The following is a 15,924-nucleotide window of genomic DNA, read 5'->3' on the forward strand; positions in this document are numbered from 1 at the left end:
CCGAGCGCGTCGGCGGCGGATACCGGTCGCCCAGCTCATCGCCCGCATCCAGCAGGAGCGGACGACCCAGCCCGCCGACCGCTTGCATTCGCAGACCGCGAACCTCCCGTCCGGCTGGTGCTGGCCGAGCAGGGACCCGGACCGTCCGCCGCATGCGGAGCCAGTGAGACAACCATGACCGACTTCCGACCCAACGACGCGGCGGGCTACGTCTACGACCAGATGGCCGACCACTTGGCCGCGCGCATCGAATCGGGCGAGCTGGCACCGAACACACCGTTACCGAACGAACGCCGCTTGGCCGAGGAGTACGCCGTCTCCCTGGGCACGGCCCGCCATGCCACCCGGCTCCTGCGCTACCGCGGCCTGGTCGTGACCCTCCGTGCCAAGGGCACCTACATCGCCGACCACCCCTCATCCCGCGCGCTGGAAACCGAAACCGTCCCGCTCTTCGAGCGCAAAGATGCCGGCGAGACCGCCGTCAACGAACTGGCCGGGATCGCCCTGTGCCCGCTGGAAATGGGCATGGAAATGCTCGGCGCCGTCCCCGAGTTTGACAGCACCGAGCTGGACGCGGCCGTACTGAGCGTCCTGACCGCCCTCAACGACCGGGTGCGCGAGGCACCCGACGCTCCGACCAAGCCGCAGTACGACACGCGCGTCCTGCACGTCGGTGGGCTCGTACTCACGCTCTCCACCCAACGCCCCGCCACCGCCGCCCCCACCGTGTAAACCCTGGAGCCCGGCATGGCCGTAGACAAGCAGATCCACCAGCTAGAGCCAGAGATCGACAAGGCGCTCCTACCGTTCATGGATGCCAAATTACGACGGCATCGCGGCGACCCGCGAACTCCAACGCCTCGGCCACTACCTGCTGGGCATGGGCCAAAGCGCGCTCCTCGAAGGCGGCATCCAACGCGCCGACCTCGACGCCGCGATCGACACCGTGGAGGTCATCACCGAAGACCGCAACAACCCGCGCGTCGTTTCGCCCGGCCTCCGCGAACTCATCCCGGTCCAACTGGACCAACTGCGGGCCGTGCGCCAAGCGCTCGTGGCCGACACGCCTGCGGTCCGGCAGGACACACCCGAGTACCTGGCGATTCTCGCCGCCCTGGATGCCGTCGTCGCGGCTGCTGCCAGCTTGAGCGCAGTGCTCGACTTCAACCTCGTGCACACCATGCCGAACACCCCGTGTACCCCGTAAGTCGTGATGACGATGATCCCCGGTGAATGGATGAGGCCGCGCATCGACCAGTTCGAGCCAGACCACGACAGCCCGGTCTACATCTACATCCAGGTCGCCAACCACCTGGCCGCCCGCATCGCAGCCGGCGACCTACCGCCCGGCGCCCGACTCCTGGCTGAACGCGACCTGGCCGCCGACTACAGCGTCTCGGTCCTCACCGCACGCCGCGCCGTCGCCGAGCTACGCGACCGCGGCCTCGTCGAGACAGTCCCCGTGAAGGGAACGTTCGTCATCGAACGCTGACGGCCACTCCTGGTTGGCGGACGCGATCATGTCCGGTCGGGCCGAAGGCTATCGGTCAGCGCCGCACATTGTCGCGAGCACCTCGCCAACGACCCCTAGCTGGGCACTACACCTCGCGCTACCCGGCGATCCCATCTACCAAGCGGCGCACGTTGGGGCGTGTCTACGACGGGCCTGTCAGTGCCGGTCCCTAAGCTGTGCCCGTGACACTTGTGATCCCCGGCATCCAGAACTACGGCGAGGTCTTTACCCGCCGGTGGGTGGTCGAGGTACTGCTCGATCTGACCGGTTACACCGCCGACCGTGATCTTGGTTCCTTGCGCCTGGTGGAGCCGTCATGCGGCTCTGGGGCATTCCTCGGTCCCATCGTCGAGCGGCTCATCGCGAGTACCCAGTCCTACGAACGCGAGTTCTCCTCACTTGGCGATGCGATTCGGGCGTACGACCTCCAAGCCGAGCACGTGGCGGTTTCCCGCGCGCTCTGTCGCGACCTCCTGATCGCAGCCGGCGCACCCGGCTCCACCGCAGAAGCGCTGGCGGAGAAGTGGATTGATCACGCCGACTTCCTATTACACGAGGTGAGTGGCAGTGCCGCTGACGTTGTGATCGGGAACCCGCCGTACATTCGCTACGACGACCTCTCGGATGACCTCGCAGCGCGGTACCGCAGTACCTGGCCGACGATGCGCGGCCGGGGTGACATCTTCGTCGGGTTCATCGAACGGTCACTCCGGCTGCTGAAGCCCAGTGGCAAGGTCGGTTTCATCTGCGCCGACCGGTGGATGCGGAACCAGTACGGGGCTGACCTACGAGAATTGGTGGCGCGCGACTACGCGGTTGAGCACATCTGGACGATGCACGACGTGGACGCGTTCGAGCGGTCGGTCTCGGCGTACCCAGCGATTACGGTGCTCGGCAACCACGCTCAGGCGTCAGCCGTTGTTGCTGACACGACCAGTGAGTTCGGGGCTGCCAGCGCGCACGCGCTGGTGAAGGCTGTCCAGGACGGGGGTTTCGAGGAGTTCGTCGGTAAAGGGGTGAAGGCTCATCGGCTTCCGCACTGGTTCGACGGCGGTGAACTGTGGCCCACCGGCTCTCCCGCGCGGCTGGCGCTGATCGAGTACCTCAACGACAATTTCGGTCCTCTGCATGACCCGGACACCCAGACGAAGGTGTCCATCGGGGTCGCGACCGGCGCGGACAAGGTGTACGTCATCCAGGACCCCACCGTTGTGGAATCAGACCGTGTTCTCCCTCTCGCAATGCGCCGCGATCTCATGTCCGGCACGTTCGAGTGGCAGGGCAACTACCTGATCAATCCGTGGGCCGAGGACGGGTCGCTCGTATCGCTCGCCGACTATCCCCAGATGGCGGCTTACTTGTCGAACCATCCGGTTCTGCGTGAGCGGTTCGTGGCGAAGAAGGATCCGGGGTCCTGGTACCGCACGATCGACAAGGTGCAGTCCAGCCTCACCGGCAAGTCGAAACTGCTCCTCCAAGACATGAAGACGACCATCCACCCCGTGTTGGAGACGGGCGGCTACTACCCGCACCACAACTTGTATTACGTCATCTCTGATGCCTGGGACATGGAAGTCCTCGGCGGCATCCTGTTGTCCCAGATCGCGCAGGCATTCATCGAGGCGTACTGCGTGCGGATGCGCGGCGGCACCCTTCGGTTCCAGGCCCAGTACCTCAAGCGCATCCGGGTACCGAAGCCTGACAAGATCGATGCGGACATCGAGCAGGCCCTACGGGGCGCATTTCGGACCCGCGACACCAACGCGGCGACACAGGCGGCAGCTGCTGCCTACGGCATAGACCTGAAGGAATACGACCTGATGCCTCATGGGGGCGGGGTGGACGCGACGTGACGGCGAGCTACGAGGACTACAACGCAGCTGTTAAGGCATTCTGGGCGGGCCGGGATCTTCAGACGCAGAAGCAGATCGAGACGGGGAAGGTGGACGCTGGCGCCCGCGGGTCGGTGACCGGTGGGCTGCATCTCAACGCTCTGCAAGAGTTGATCGCGCGTGAGTTCGCTCCGCTTGCTGACCTCGGCGCCACCGTGCGACAGACCGGCATCATCCCGCTTCCTGGTTACTACAGGCGCGCGAAGAACTGGGACATCGTGGTGACCTACAACGACATCTTGGTAGCAGCCATCGAGTGCAAGTCCCAGGTCGGCTCGTTCGGCAACAACTTCAACAACCGGACCGAGGAAGCAATCGGTAACGCTGTTGACCTGTGGCGTGCCTACGATGCCGGGCTTGTGGGGACGATCAAGCCATGGCTTGGCTTCGCCCTCGTGTTTGAACGTGCTCCCGGTTCATTAGCACCCGTCCGCGACCAGGGCAAGCCGCTGTACCGAACTGACCCAGCCTTCGACAATTCCTCGTACACAAGCCGTTATCAACTGCTCTTCCAACGCCTCGTCCGCGAACGCCTCTACGACGCTGCGTGCCTCATCAGCACAGTCCAGGGCGAAGGCATTCACCACGAACCACTGCGGGAAGTGTCCACACGCAACCTGACAGCAGCAATCGCAGGCCGGGTCGCGTACATCAAAGGACTCGCGTAGGTGTGGCCTCGGCGGGGCCACACACCGATGACCGGCTGCGGGCCGCACTCACACAACCCCGTCCGACGATGTGTAGGCCGGTTCTAGCTGGGCTGGTCCGTCAGCGCGGTTGCGGGGCGAGGCCCCAGCGGGTGGAAAGTGGCTGGATTGCCGCCACCGCCGCAGTACCTTCCGGCCGTAGTTGTTTGTCCCAGCGATCCGGTCCAGCTCCGCGCCGGTCGGCGTGCGCCCCTTGGCGCGCTGGGTCACGTAGTACGCCCACATCCGTTGTTCGGCGGTCGGCTCGGCCGGCGGTTGAGACTGCTCCGGGACTACCGCGAGACGCACCACCCGCCCCATCTCGGGCCCGATCTCGGCTGTCTCGCCGGTCTCGGTGATGGTCTCGTTCGCGGTCTCGGCACGGTGGCGCTTGAGCGCACGGTTGAGCAGTTCGACGGCCAGCAGCAGCGCGAGCGGCGGGCACGCCGCCACGGCCACAGCCAACACGCTCAACTCCGGCGCCGCCGCCACGTTCGCGCAGAGCGAGAGACAGATGCCAAAGACGAACGCCAACCAGGCCGCCCACCGGCCGCCGGCACGACGGCCGTGGCCGGTCTTCCACAGCTCGACCGTGGCCATAGTCAACAAGCCGTCGACAATCAGCGGCCAGATCGCGGCCGTGGCCTCGTCGGCACCGAAGCGCATTGCGAACTGGCTGCCGTGTCGGTAGGGGGCGTAGGCGGCGCCGAGCGCGACCAGCGCCGTACAGGCGCATTGCACCCACAGCGAGCGGTCCCGTCGGGCCGGGGATGCCGGGGTGTTCACCGCAGCACACCTCCCGCCGCACGCCGACCCTCGTCCGGGCAGCAGCCGATGCAGGCGAACACCTGCGAGCCGGTCACCGACCGGCCGACCGGAACATGTGGGACGTGGACATGGGGGCAGTCCGCTCCGCACGACACGCAGGCCAGCCCGTCGGCCTGCCGGGCGGTCATCCTGGCGACGATCGTGTCGCGGCTCATCGGGAACCACCTGCCGCCAGACGACGGGTACCCACCGGGCAGATCGTGATCTCAGGACCGTCGACCAGCACTTCGCGGTTCGTATGCTGACACGTTAGGTCCACGTGCGAGTCAGTTAGAACCAAGAGCCGAAAATGGGGCTGGTTGAGCGTCGGTTATGGCTCGTCGTTGCTTCATTCGCGGTGTTCCGCTCTGCGGTTCCGGGTGATCCCCAAAGTTGCGGAAATCCGCAGGTTACGGCCTGTATTGCGCGGAGTGGGTGTTGGTTGTACCGCGTGGGGGGTACGAACCCACGCTAATACTCGGCGGCTGTCGAACGACTCGGATGCTTGCGCGGACGACGGTTGCGGCTTGGCAATGGGAGCACCGTGGGGAGCAGATCGGGAGCAAACATGTGCGCTGAACATCCCTGCTCAGCCACTAACGTCTCTCAACGAAGCCGTCCTACCTGCGGAAGTCCCGTTTCCGCAGCTAGGACGGTTGGCGGAGCATAGTTGACACGGTAGAGGTCACTGGTTCGATCCCAGTATCGCGCACCATCTGTTCATGCTGGTCAGACGGCCTGTCGGTGATCTTCGCCGGCGGGCCGTTGGTGTGTTGTGGGACGGTTTGGGAATTCACCATCCCCGGTCAGCGGCCCCTGAGGAAGGTTCGGAGTTCGAAGCCGTCCTGCCGGGCGTCGGTGGGTTCGGGTCGGCGACCACCGGGGGCGAGGATCTTGCGGGCCGCCATGTGGTCGGATGGCTTGTTGACCGACTCCACGGCGACCAGCCGGTCTCCGCTAAAACGGAGCACGGAGAAGCTGCCCGACGTGTCGTCCCCGAGCAGCACGTGGTCGTCGCCGGGGGTGCCGAGGCCGGCGATCTGCAGTTTCGCGTCGTACTGGTGGGTCCAGAACCACGGCACGCTGCGGTAGCCCGCCGAGACACCGGTGGTGAGCCGGGCGGCGAGATGGCGCGCGTGGTCCACGGCGTTCTGCACCGACTCCAGCCGGGTCGGGCCCGGGGCGTGGACGCTGGGATAGCTGGCACAGTCCCCGATCGCACTGATGTGCGGGTCGGACGTCCGCAGGTGCTCGTCCACCTCGATCCCGCCGGTGACCGGACACACGCCGAGCCCGGCCTCGGCGGCGAGGTCGGTGTTGGGCAGGGCGCCGATCCCGATCAACACGAGGTCGGCGTCGATCTTCTCGCCGTCGTCGAGTTCGACCGAGCGGACGGCGCCCGAACTGCCGTGGAGCTCGCGGACGGCGCGGCCCAGCAGCAGACGCACCCCGTGGGAACGGTGCAGTTCGGTCAGGTACCCGGAGATCGCGGGAGCGACCGCCCGGGCCATCGGGCGGTCGAGGCTCTCCACCACGGTGACGCGGTGCCCGCGCACGACCGCGGCGGCCGCGACCTCCATCCCGATGAAGCCGCCCCCGATGATCACCACGTCGCGCGGTTCAGCGAGTGCCACTCTCAGCGAGTCGGCGTCGGTGAGGGTGCGCAGCACGGCGACCCCAGCAAGGTCGGTACCGGGCACCGGGAGCGGGCGGGCCCGGGTGCCGGTGGCGAGGACCAGGTGGTCGTAGTGGAGCCGCTCGCCGCCGGAGAGTTCCAGCCGTCGCGCCGCTGTGTCGAGCGCGCTGACCCGCGTTCGTGGCCGCACACGGATGTCGCGGCTGGTGTAGAAGGCTTCGGTGCGCAGCAGTACGGCCGACCCGTCCGCGGTCGCGCCGAGATAGGCCTTCGACAACGGCGGACGCTGGTAGGGAAGACCAGGTTCGTCCCCGACCAGGGTGAGCGGACCGGTGTGCCCGGCGTCGCGCAGTGACGCCGCGAACTGGAAGCCTGCCTGGCCGGTCCCCACGACGACGACACTCGCTCCCGGCGCGAGGGTTCCGGTCGTGGTCACGAGCCGGCGCCCGCTGCCGGGGCGAGCCGGAACGTGAACGTGAGTTCGCGCCACTCACGGGCGTCGGTGCGCCCGTCGGGTGCCGGGCCGGTGCGCGGTGTGAAGTCGACGATGAGGTCGTCCTTGACGCCGAAGACCGCGTCCGAATCGAGGTAGGGCCCGCCTCGCACGAACAGCTGGGTGACCAACTGCTGGTGGCCGGGGGACTGGATCAAGAAGTGCAGGTGCGGGGCCCGGTAGGGATGCCGGCCGGTCGCGCTCAGCATGGCGCCGACCGGACCGTCGTCGGGAATGGGGTATTCCGAGGGCAGGATGGACCGGAACCGCAGCCTGCCCTCGCCGTCGGTGCGCAGCCGGCCGCGCAGGACGGGGCCGTCGAGGTCGGGCAGCTGGACGTCGTAGAAGCCGTCGTCATTGGACTGCCAGACGTCGACGATCGCGTCCGCAGCCGGTCGGCCGGCGGTGTCGGTGACCAGGACGTCGACGTACAACGGGGTGCCGGGGGCACCGCGGCTGATGTCGCTGCCCTGCGGCAGTTCTGGCGGCCCCTGCACGTAGAACGGACCGAGCACCGCGGACGGTGTGCTGTCGGGCGTGCGGGAGTTCGTCAGCAGATCGACCACGCTCGACAGCCCGAGGGTGTCGGAGAGGAGCACGAACTCCTGGCGGGTGTCGCTGCAGAGCTGACCGGTCCGGGTGAGGAAGTCGATGCCGTACTGCCATTCGGACTGGGTGAGGTCGTTGTCGGCGGCGAAGGCGTGCAGGCGCCGCACGAGGTCGGTGAGCAGGTGACGAAGACGCGGGTCCTCCGTCCCGGCGAAGCTCTCCACGACCTGCTCGGTGATGCGGGCTGTTGCCGGCGCCGTACCGCCGGGGGGACGTTCGCCCACCCAGGCTCGGTGCAGGAGCCCGGCGAGCCCGTCCCGGGTCAGCGCGGCGGGGTTGGGATAGGGCGTGGCGCTCGCCAGTTCGGCCGCCCGGTCGAGGTCGGTCTCGGCGAGTCCGAGTTCGCACAGTGACGTCGGTCCGCCGGCCTCCTGGATCAGGTCGAACACGGCGGCCGGCGCGTCCTCGCCGCGAACGGCACCGATCGCCTCGGCGATGCGCCGCATCGCGTCCGGGGCGGCCGCGGCGTTGTAGGCCATGGCGTGCGGAAGGACGACCGTGTGGGTCGGGGCGTGCGGCAGGTCGAAGCTGCCGCCGAGGGTGTGGCAGAGCTTGTGATGCAGGCCCATGCCCACCGAGCCGAGGCAGGTCCCGGCGAGCCAGGCCCCCCGCAGGAGGTCCGCCCGGGTGCCGAGGTCGCGGGGGTCCTGACGCAGCCGGCGCAGCCCGCGGGTCAGCAGGGTGATCGCGTCGAGCGCGAGGGCGTCCGTGACCGGCTCGGCCTCGGGGGAGTACAGCGCCTCGACGGCGTGGGCAAGCGCGTTGACAGCGCTGGTCACCGACATCGGGACGGGCAGGTCGGCGGAGAGCTCCACGTCGTAGATGACGGTCTCCGGGAGGATCTCCGGTGACGAGTGGGTGGTCTTGACGCCGTCCGCCGTCTCGCCGAGGACCGGTGTGACCTCTGAGCCGGCGTAGGTGGTCGGGAGAACGACCTGGTCCACCCCGGTCCGGGAGGCGAGGGCCTTGGCCAGACCGGTGGTGGAGCCGCCGCCGACCGCGACGACGCAGTCGGCCCCGGCCTCGCGCAGCACCCCGAGCGCGGTCGTGGTCACCTCGACGGGGGTGTGCATGGTGGCGCCGTCGAAGCGGGCCACGGCGAGTGGTCCGAGGGCCTTCTCGACCCGGTCGCCGAGCTCGGCGAGATCGGGTGAGGCGAGCACCAGCACCCGGGCGCGGCCGAGGCGCTCGACCTCGTCAGGGACGGTTACCAGGGTGCCCGCACCGAACACGATCCGGGCCGGGTGGGCTGTGCGGACGAAGCTCGTCACCAATGGAGTTCCTCTTCTCGGTTCGGGTCAGCTCTGCTCGTCGGCGACCCGCACGACCAGCCCGTCGACCGCGTCGGTGACGGGGAGCTGGCAGGACAACCGGCTGGCGGGCGTGCGCGGCGACACGGTGCACTCGAGCATCTCCTCCTCGGCGACGGAAATGGCGGGCAGTTCGTCGACCGGGCCGTCTTCGAGGTAGACGTGGCAGGTGGCGCACATGGCGTTGCCGCCGCATTCCGCGACGATGCCGCCGACGTCGTTCTGCACCGCCGTCAGCATGACGGTGCTGCCCGGTGCCGCGTCGACGGTCACGACCTCCTCGCCGACGTGATAAGTGATCTTCGGCATTCTTGCCTCCTGCGGTCGGTTGTGCGGTCAGCCGTGGACGGAGACGTCGAGGCGGGTGAAGCCGCGCAGGATGTTGTGCAGGGCGCGCTCTTCGCTGACGATCTCGAAGCGGCTGACCTTCGCCGCGAGGGCTTCGAACAGGGCCCGCATTTCGAGACGGGCGAGATTCATGCCGACGCACGCGTGGGGGCCGGCGCCGAACCCGAGGTGATCGGTGGGGTTGCGGCGCACGTCGAACCGGTCGGGGTCGGGGTAGTGGCGCTCGTCGCGGTTGGCGGCGCCGTAGAAGGTGATGACGCGGGAACCGGCGGGCAGCATCACCCCGTCGATCTCGTGGTCGGCGGCCACGCTGCGGGAGAAGTCCTGGATTGGCGCCTCGAGCCGGAGGACCTCGTTGATCGCCGAAGGGACCAGCGAGAGGTCCTCGCGCACGAGGTCCCACTGGTCCGGATTGTGGGCGAACAGCCAGATGGCGCTGCTGATGGCGAAGATCGTCGTATCGAGGCTGGGCCCCATGTAGTCGATCATCATGACGGGACACTTGTCCGCGGCCACCTCGCCGCGGGCCGCGGCGTCGTGGATCGCCTCGGCCCAGCTGCCCGGTTTGAGCTTGCCCGGCACGGCCTGGGTGGTCGCGTACTCCATCATCTCGCCGAGCACCGAGAAGGAGTCACGGGTCCGGTCGTTCATCGGGCCGAAGCAGTTGAACATTTCCGACGCCCAGACCAGCATCCGCTCCCGGCCCTCCTCGGGCAGGCCGACGAGGTTGGACACCACGGTGACCGGCAGGTACTGGGCGAGGTCGGTGACGGCGTCGAACCCGCCGCGGGCGGTCAGCCGGTCGACCAGCCCGCGGGCCTGCTCGCGGATGTCGTCCTGCAGGGGCCGCAGGGCCTTAGGCGTGAGCGGCTTGACGATCACGCGGCGCGACGCGTCGTGCGCCGCGCCGTCGCTGCAGAGGGTGTTTCCCCGCAGCACCTGGTTCATCTCGTCGTTCATCATCACGCCCTCGCTGGAGGGGAAGACCTCCGGCGTGCGCAGGATGTGTGTGACGGCGTCGTAGCGGGTCGCGGCGTACATGTTGTAGCGGTCGAGAAACACGACCGGCCCGGCGTCGCGCAGCTCGCGGTAGGCGGGCCACGGGTCGAGCAGGGCGGCGTCGGCGTAGATGTCGAGGTCCGAGCGCGGCCCGGTGATCGTGGCGGGCGGGGTGATGGTCATGGTGTCTCCCTGGAGAGCGGCGTCGGTGACGGTCCGGGAATGCGGCGGGATCGGGTCAGGATCGGGACAGCAGCTGGGCGAGAGCCTCGGTGAGTTCCTTTTCGGGATCGGCGAGCAGCTCGTGGGCCCGCCACCCGACGTGGGCGTCCGGCCGGACGAGCACCGCGCCGGACTCGCCGACCTCGCGCAGCCGGGCCCAGTCGTCGTACACGTCGGTGTACTCGCGGCCGGGACCGATGACGTGCGTCTCGACCTCGATCCCGAGCGCGCGGGCGGCGCCCGCGGCGGCCTCGGCCCAGGCCTGCCCGGAGATGCCGGTCAGCACGGTGAACCGGCCCTTGCCGGTGATGTCGTGCGTGCTCACCTTGTGCCCGTCGTGGCCGAGCCAGCAGTGCGGCAGCCGGGCACCCGGCCAGGTCGTCGGGTGGTAGTAGAGCTCCGGGTCGCGGTCGTACTCCGGCTCCGGGGTGTCGTCGCCGACGACCGCGCCCGAGCGGTACCGCTGGCCCAGCTCCACCCCGTGGGCGTTGAACTCGTAGTCCTTGAGCTCCAAGGCTTCGCGCAGCGCGATCCGCTGCGCGGCCGCCTCCGGGGTGTCCTCCGCCCGGGCACGCATGCTCGCCAGCTGCGCGGCGGGGTCGTCGGAGTCGGTGAACCCGAGTGCCTCGAAGATCGGCCCGAACTCCTCGATGGACTTGTTGGCGCGCAACACGATCTGCTTGCCGACGGGAGCGCGCTCGGCGTCGTAGCTGTCCAGCAACTCCTCCCCGGCCTGGCCGGAGAGGACTGCGGCGAGCTTCCACGCCAGGTTGTACGAGTCCTGGATCGAGGTGTTGGAGCCCAGCCCGTTCGACGGCGGGTGCCGGTGCACCGCGTCACCGGAGCAGAACACCCGGCCGGCCCGGTAGCGCGTGGCGTACATCTTGTTGTTGCCCCACAACGAGGTGGAGCGGATGGTCACCGGGACCGTGTCGTCGCCGACGAGGTCGTGCACGATCTTCGTGGCCATCGCGTCGTCGATCTCGGGCGGGGCCTGGGCGATGTCGTAACCCCAGACGATCAGCCACTCGTCCCACGGCCGGACCATGCGGACCAGGCCCATCCCGATGCCGCCGATGTTCGACCCGGGCTGCAGCACCCAGTACAGGACGCTCGGCCGGTGCTCCACGAACCGGGTCAGGTCGGCGTGGAACACGATGTTCATGCTGCCTGCGACGTCCATCTGCCCCTCGAAGGGCAGGTCGACGTCCTTGGCCACCTGGCTGCGGCCGCCGTCGGCGCCGATCACGTACTTGGCCCGGATCGGGTAGGTGTGCCCGGAGAGCCGGTCGCGGACCAGGACGGTGACGCCGTCGTCGTCCTGCTCCAGGGAGAGGTACTCGGTGTCGAACCGGATCCGGCTGCCGCGCTCGGCGGCGTGCCCGATCAGGATCGGCTCGAGCAGGGTCTGCGGGAGGTCGCAGTTGTCCGACGGACTGGACAGGGTGTAGTCGGCGCGCCGGGCCGGATGTGTTCCCCAGGTCCGGACCCGGCCGATCTCGTCGCCCACGAGGCTGGTGCAGAACACCGTGTCGCCCATCAGTGCCGACGGTGTGCCCTGCGCCCGGATGTCGTCCTCGATCCCCATGTCACGGAGGATTTCCACGGTCCGCTGGTTGGTGATGTGGGCCCGGGGGGTGTTGGCCGTCCACCGGTACTTCGTGATCACGATGTGGTCCACGCCGTAGGTGGCCAGGAACAGGGCGGCCGACGCGCCGGCCGGGCCGCTGCCGATGACCAGCACGTCGGTATTCAGCACAGCCCCGGACCTGTCGGTCGTACTGGTGGAGGTCTGTCGGGTCTCGCTCACGCCGCCTCGTCTCTCAGGTGCGATCGGGCAAAGTGTGTGCCTCGGCTCACAAAGCAGCGTATGGACCGGGCGATGCATTCGTCCAATATTGATCCGGGAGCCCTCGTATAGCCTCAGCGTATGGATCTGCGTGCGTTGGAGTGTTTTCTGGCCGTTGCGGAGGAGCGCTCGATCAGCCGGGCGGCCACCGCGCTGCACATGACCCAGCCGCCGCTGACGGTGCGCCTGCAGGCCCTCGAACGCGAATTGGGGACCGAACTCCTGGTCCGGCACGGGCGGGGAGTGGATCTGACCGCGGCCGGGAGGCTGCTCGCCGAACGCAGCCGGCGGCACTTCGCCGACCTCGCGGCCACCACCGACATGGTGCGGGCGGTCGGTTCGGGAACGCGGGGGACGCTGCGCGTGGCGGTCGGCCACACGGTGTCGCCACGGCTGTTGCCGCATCTGACCGACAGCGCCACCTTGGGGCCGGACGTCGACCTCCTGCTCAGCGAGGTCTCCGACGTCGACGTGGTCGAGCGGGTGCACCATCGCGAGGCACATGCCGGGCTGCTGCACCTCCCGCCGGCGGTTCCGGGCGGTACCCGGCACATCCACGGCCGGGCACAGGGGCTGGAGGTGGCGGTGGTCGCCCGGGAGCCGCTCGTCGCGGTGCTCCCGGAAGGGCATCCGGCGGCGTCCGAGGAGAGGGTCGACCTGGTGAGCCTGCGTGGCCCGCGCGTCGTCCTCACCGACACCGCCGGGGAGGGATTCGCCGCCCACACCCGCGCGGTGTGGAAGGCCATCGCCGCGGACACCGGAGCCCGCCACGAGGTGGGTTCGATCATGCACGCGCTCGCCCTCGTCGAGGCCGGCGCGGGAGTCACTCTGCTGCCTGCCCAATACGTGGCGCTGACCTGGAAGGGGCTGGTCGCGCGGCAGCTGCGCCAGCACACGGCCGTCGTCGAGACGGCCGCGCTCTGGCGGCCCGACGAGGATTCCCCGGTGATGCGGCGGTTCCTGCGCTCCGCACTGTCCACTCCGGAGCCCGATGTGCTCGGACCCGAGCACTGGAGGCACAGGCCTGACGTGGATCAGGCCTGACCCGGTCGCGGCCGGCCATACTTGCCGCGAATACCTGTGGGTCAGGATTGGTATTGGCCCTATGGGTCTCCTCCAGGTGACGATGTGCCCCATGACCGCTCCGCTCGCTGGTCACAGAATGGGAGTTGACAATGTCGTCATCGTTTCCGCCGACCGTGCTCGTCCACGGTTATTGGCATGGTTCATGGTGCTGGACACCCGTGGTGCGAGAGCTGGCGTCGAGGAGGATCTGGTCGGTCGCCGTCGATCTGGCCGGTCACGGCCTGAACCGGAAACCTCCGGCATCTGCGTCGAGGCGCCCTTTCGACCTGGCCGCGTTTTCCCGGGAGAAGTCTCCGGTGGCATCGGTCAGCGCGTCCGCAGCCGCCGACGCGCTTCTCGCGGAGATCGAACTACTGGGTGGCGGCTCGCCTTGCCCGGTCGTGGCGCACAGCATGGGTGGTGCTGTCGTGACGGTGGCGGCCGAGAAGCGTCCCGAGCTTTTCGACTCGGTCACCTATGTCTCGGCCTTCGCCCCGGTGTCGGGAATTTCCGCGCTCGACTACCTCACCTCGGAACAGGCGGCCGACTCCGTCGTGCTGTCACTGCTCACCGGGGATCCGGCCGAAAGCGGGGCATCGAGATTGGATCTGGGGAGCGACGATTTACGGAACCGCGTCCAGTCGGCCTTTTACCATGATGTCGACGACCGGACGGCCGAGGCGGCAATAGATTCGCTCTCCCATGACGCGCCATTGGCGATGGCCACCGAGCCAATCTCCGTCACGAGGGAGCGGTTCGGGTCCATTCAGCACAGCTACCTCACCTGCGATCTGGACAAGATTGTTCCGCCAGCGCTGCAAAAACGGTTCGTGGCCGAGCTGGACACCGTTTCCGTTCGGCCGACGACCGTCGTCAACCTGCACAGCTCACATTCGCCGTTCCTTTCGTGCCCGGGAATGCTCGCCGACGCGTTGCAGGAGTCGTGGCGGCGGGCGCGCGACGGAGCCGTCTCATCGGCATGAGCGGAAGGGGCTTCGAGCATGGCTGAAGAACTGACCGAACAGTTGCGACGGGCCTGGGATTCACCGCAGAAATGGGCGGACTTCGACATTCTCGCCGAGTTGTCGGCGGTTCTGGGCGGTGTCGGGATCTCGCTCGACGACGGCGGCGGGACGGTCGCGGCCGAGGGCGGGACCGACCCGATCGTCGCCAGTCCACTCCGGATAGGCGCGGGCGCGTCGATAGGCCTGCTCGCCAAGTCCGTCGCGGCGGCCGCGCTGCACCGGGATCGGGGCGGGCCGGGCCAGGACATCGCGGTCGACGTGCGCCGCACCCCGCACCGGCTGTGCCCGTTCTACGACGCCACCTGGGAACGGCTCGGAGGCTATCCGGTCCAGACCTCCTTGGAGGTCGGGAATGTGACCGGCCTGACCTTCTTCCGCACGGCCGACGATCGGTGGGTGCTTCCGCAGGCGTTCTACGCCGGTCTCCGGCTCAAAGCGCAAGAATTGCTGGACGCTCCGTTGACGTACGAGCCCGTCGCCAGGGCCATCGCCAGGTGGAAGGGGCGGGACCTCGAGGAGGCGGCCTCCGCGCTGGGCGTCCCCATGCCGCTGGTGCGGACGCTGCCCGAGCTGCTGGCGGAGTCACAGTACTCGGAAGTGCTGGCCGACCTGCCCCTGATCGAGGTCACCAGGATCGGGGACGCGCCACCGCAACCGCTCCCGCCCGCCGGCGAGCTGCCGTTCTCGGGGCTTCGGGCTCTCGGCATGGGGCATGTCATCGCGGGCGCCGGAGTGGGGAGATCGCTCGCGCTGCACGGCGCCGATGTCCTGAATCTGTGGACGCCGGGCAAGGGCGAGCACGACTACCTCTACGCCACCGCCAATGTGGGCGTCCGTTCGTCCTGGTTGGACGTGCGGGCCGACCGTGCCGAGCTCCTGCGACTGCTGCACGGCGCGGACGTGTTCTTCCACAATCGTCGTCCTTCATTCATGCGCGGCATTGGGATGACCGCGGCCGAGGCGGCGCGGCAACGCCCGGGGATCGTGTATGTGACCATTTCGCTGCACGGTCTGTCCGGCCCGTGGGCGGAGCGCCCCGGATTCGATCAGGTGGCCGGGTGCGTGTCCGGCATCATGGCGTTGCACGGTTCCCCCGATCAGCCCGCATTGCCGCCGATCATGGTGGTCAACGACTACATCGTGTCGTGGCTGTCCCAGGTCGGTGTGGTCGCCGCCTTACGGCGCCGGGCGACGGAAGGCGGCTCGTACCACGTGCACGTCTCGCTGACGCGAGTGGCGCTGTGGTTGTTGTCCCTCGGAATCCTGGACAAGGGGTGGGTCACACGCGTGGCCGATAAGTCGGAGGAGCACCGTTACCTCGATCCGGAGACGTTCACGGCGGAGACCGCATTGGGCCGGTACCAGGGGGTCACCGATCAGGTCTCCATGTCACACACACCGGGACGGTACGACCCCGTTCTGGTGCCGCGCGGGTCGTCGGCCCGTGAATGGCGCCATGAACCCTGAGGA

15 protein-coding genes are annotated in these 15,924 nt (G+C 68.4%); 8 read left to right on the plus strand and 7 right to left on the minus strand.

From position 1 onward, the window contains the following. The first annotated feature begins 174 nt into the window (after window positions 1–174). From LOZ83_RS40880 to LOZ83_RS26430, 5 genes are all read left to right on the plus strand, one after another. Window positions 175–732 (plus strand): GntR family transcriptional regulator, encoded by a 558-nt coding sequence (locus LOZ83_RS40880; protein WP_374202720.1) that lies wholly within the window; start codon window positions 175–177, stop codon window positions 730–732. An 82-nt stretch (window positions 733–814) separates the two neighbouring features. Then, the gene (locus LOZ83_RS26415) at window positions 815–1,207 is read left to right on the plus strand and encodes a hypothetical protein (RefSeq protein ID WP_236794385.1); all 393 of its coding nucleotides are present in this window, start codon (window positions 815–817) and stop codon (window positions 1,205–1,207) included. A 6-nt stretch (window positions 1,208–1,213) separates the two neighbouring features. Beyond that, window positions 1,214–1,492: a GntR family transcriptional regulator gene (locus LOZ83_RS26420; RefSeq protein WP_236794386.1), complete on the plus strand. Its 279-nt coding sequence runs from the start codon at window positions 1,214–1,216 to the stop codon at window positions 1,490–1,492. Between the two features lie 203 nt (window positions 1,493–1,695). After that, window positions 1,696–3,366: an Eco57I restriction-modification methylase domain-containing protein gene (locus LOZ83_RS26425; RefSeq protein ID WP_236794387.1), complete on the plus strand. Its 1,671-nt coding sequence runs from the start codon at window positions 1,696–1,698 to the stop codon at window positions 3,364–3,366. Beyond that, window positions 3,363–4,073 carry a PaeR7I family type II restriction endonuclease gene (locus LOZ83_RS26430; RefSeq protein WP_236794388.1) on the plus strand — a complete coding sequence of 237 codons (711 nt, stop codon included), beginning with the start codon at window positions 3,363–3,365 and terminating at the stop codon, window positions 4,071–4,073. The genes LOZ83_RS26425 and LOZ83_RS26430 overlap by 4 nt, the downstream gene beginning before the upstream one ends. Before the next feature lie 48 nt (window positions 4,074–4,121). Here LOZ83_RS26430 and LOZ83_RS26435 read toward each other — a convergent pair whose 3' ends face one another. The 7 genes from LOZ83_RS26435 to LOZ83_RS26465 all read right to left on the minus strand — a co-directional run bounded on the left by LOZ83_RS26435 (window position 4,122) and on the right by LOZ83_RS26465 (window position 12,325). Next, on the minus strand, window positions 4,122–4,877 hold the full coding sequence (locus LOZ83_RS26435) for a DUF2637 domain-containing protein (RefSeq protein ID WP_236794389.1): 756 nt from the start codon (window positions 4,875–4,877) through the stop codon (window positions 4,122–4,124). Then, a complete protein-coding gene (locus tag LOZ83_RS26440) occupies window positions 4,874–5,074 on the minus strand; it encodes a hypothetical protein (RefSeq protein WP_236794390.1) in 201 nt (66 codons plus the stop codon). The genes LOZ83_RS26435 and LOZ83_RS26440 overlap by 4 nt, the downstream gene beginning before the upstream one ends. A gap of 630 nt (window positions 5,075–5,704) precedes the next feature. Continuing rightward, entirely contained in the window at window positions 5,705–6,970 is a 1,266-nt protein-coding gene (locus LOZ83_RS26445; protein WP_236794391.1) for an FAD-dependent oxidoreductase, read from the minus strand. Further along, a complete protein-coding gene (locus LOZ83_RS26450; protein WP_236794392.1) occupies window positions 6,967–8,907 on the minus strand; it encodes a maleylacetate reductase and hydroxyquinol 1,2-dioxygenase domain-containing protein in 1,941 nt (646 codons plus the stop codon). The genes LOZ83_RS26445 and LOZ83_RS26450 overlap by 4 nt, the downstream gene beginning before the upstream one ends. Window positions 8,908–8,934: 27 nt before the next feature. Next, a complete protein-coding gene (locus LOZ83_RS26455) occupies window positions 8,935–9,255 on the minus strand; it encodes a 2Fe-2S iron-sulfur cluster-binding protein (RefSeq protein ID WP_236794393.1) in 321 nt (106 codons plus the stop codon). Window positions 9,256–9,282: 27 nt separating this feature from the next. Beyond that, entirely contained in the window at window positions 9,283–10,476 is a 1,194-nt protein-coding gene (locus tag LOZ83_RS26460) for a cytochrome P450 (RefSeq protein ID WP_236794394.1), read from the minus strand. 55 nt (window positions 10,477–10,531) lie between these two features. Then, window positions 10,532–12,325 carry an FAD-dependent monooxygenase gene (locus LOZ83_RS26465; RefSeq protein WP_308190308.1) on the minus strand — a complete coding sequence of 598 codons (1,794 nt, stop codon included), beginning with the start codon at window positions 12,323–12,325 and terminating at the stop codon, window positions 10,532–10,534. A gap of 120 nt (window positions 12,326–12,445) precedes the next feature. Between LOZ83_RS26465 and LOZ83_RS26470 the strand changes: the two genes are divergently transcribed. The 3 genes from LOZ83_RS26470 (at window position 12,446) to LOZ83_RS26480 (ending at window position 15,921) form a co-directional block, all read left to right on the plus strand. Beyond that, window positions 12,446–13,408, plus strand: coding sequence for a LysR family transcriptional regulator (locus tag LOZ83_RS26470; protein WP_236794395.1), 963 nt, complete (start codon window positions 12,446–12,448; stop codon window positions 13,406–13,408). Between the two features lie 131 nt (window positions 13,409–13,539). After that, a complete protein-coding gene (locus LOZ83_RS26475) occupies window positions 13,540–14,412 on the plus strand; it encodes an alpha/beta fold hydrolase (protein WP_255825271.1) in 873 nt (290 codons plus the stop codon). Between the two features lie 18 nt (window positions 14,413–14,430). Then, window positions 14,431–15,921 carry a CoA transferase gene (locus LOZ83_RS26480; protein ID WP_236794397.1) on the plus strand — a complete coding sequence of 497 codons (1,491 nt, stop codon included), beginning with the start codon at window positions 14,431–14,433 and terminating at the stop codon, window positions 15,919–15,921. Window positions 15,922–15,924 lie beyond the last annotated feature (3 nt).

It is taken from the genome of Amycolatopsis sp. GM8 (assembly GCF_021653975.1).
GTDB lineage: Bacteria > Actinomycetota > Actinomycetes > Mycobacteriales > Pseudonocardiaceae > Amycolatopsis_E.

What these genes read in the sequence shown, in the direction of transcription:
- LOZ83_RS40880 (WP_374202720.1), top strand. Translation starts at nt 175, where the DNA reads ATGACCGACTTCCGACCCAACGACGCGGCGGGCTACGTCTACGACCAG.
- LOZ83_RS26415 (WP_236794385.1), top strand. Translation starts at nt 815, where the DNA reads ATGCCAAATTACGACGGCATCGCGGCGACCCGCGAACTCCAACGCCTC.
- LOZ83_RS26420 (WP_236794386.1), top strand. Translation starts at nt 1,214, where the DNA reads ATGACGATGATCCCCGGTGAATGGATGAGGCCGCGCATCGACCAGTTC.
- LOZ83_RS26440 (WP_236794390.1), bottom strand. Translation starts at nt 5,074, where the DNA reads ATGAGCCGCGACACGATCGTCGCCAGGATGACCGCCCGGCAGGCCGAC.
- LOZ83_RS26455 (WP_236794393.1), bottom strand. Translation starts at nt 9,255, where the DNA reads ATGCCGAAGATCACTTATCACGTCGGCGAGGAGGTCGTGACCGTCGAC.
- LOZ83_RS26460 (WP_236794394.1), bottom strand. Translation starts at nt 10,476, where the DNA reads ATGACCATCACCCCGCCCGCCACGATCACCGGGCCGCGCTCGGACCTC.
- LOZ83_RS26470 (WP_236794395.1), top strand. Translation starts at nt 12,446, where the DNA reads ATGGATCTGCGTGCGTTGGAGTGTTTTCTGGCCGTTGCGGAGGAGCGC.
- LOZ83_RS26475 (WP_255825271.1), top strand. Translation starts at nt 13,540, where the DNA reads ATGTCGTCATCGTTTCCGCCGACCGTGCTCGTCCACGGTTATTGGCAT.
- LOZ83_RS26480 (WP_236794397.1), top strand. Translation starts at nt 14,431, where the DNA reads ATGGCTGAAGAACTGACCGAACAGTTGCGACGGGCCTGGGATTCACCG.